1 protein-coding gene is annotated in these 628 nt (G+C 42.5%); it reads right to left on the bottom strand.

What is annotated here, in order from left to right:
- On the bottom strand, nt 1–628 hold a 628-nt coding region (locus B9N71_RS08950), incomplete at both ends, for a hypothetical protein (protein WP_167370084.1).

Below are 628 nucleotides of genomic sequence, written 5' to 3'. Positions count from 1 at the left end.
CGATAACCCAAACTATTACACCATGTGCTTTGATTAGAAAGGCTATCTTTTCGAAGTCCCCGAGTGACAAACCACTGCCTCAACTCAAATCCATATTTTACTACCTCAATGCCATATATATCTCTACCCACTAACTCAAACGTCTGTGGTAACTGTGGCTTAGCAATTGGGCTAGGATTAGGATTGTCCCATTGATTTCTTGCCTCTGGACCTGTTAACATAACACGGGCGACAAATCTGTCTTCAGCAAAAATCCAATGGTTAGAAGTATTATCAGCTGCAACACTTGTCACTGTCGCAGTGATTCCCTCATGCGTGACCGGTTCCCATGTCAATTCTTCTATATCTCCAGTTATGAGTAAATCAAAATATAAATTATGCGCACCCGTGGTCGGAAAATTAAGACTGTATGATTCAGGATTGGTTGATTGAACTAAGAAGCCTGCTCTAGGATTCCATATGTCAACTGGGCCTGTGTATTCGTCAGGACCCCATAGTTCCGACCTTGCATAATGGATAACTGGCGACGGTTGTAGCATTATTGCATCACTACGATTACCCGCTCGAGCCTTTTTACCATTCGCCTGTACATCCCATGACGATGACAATAATAACAGTGCTAATACTA

It is taken from the genome of Gilliamella bombi, from assembly GCF_900103255.1.
In the GTDB taxonomy this organism is placed as follows: domain Bacteria; phylum Pseudomonadota; class Gammaproteobacteria; order Enterobacterales; family Orbaceae; genus Gilliamella; species Gilliamella bombi.
Note: the sequence above shows the minus strand (reverse complement) of the source record. Positions and strands in the feature narration are given on the sequence as shown.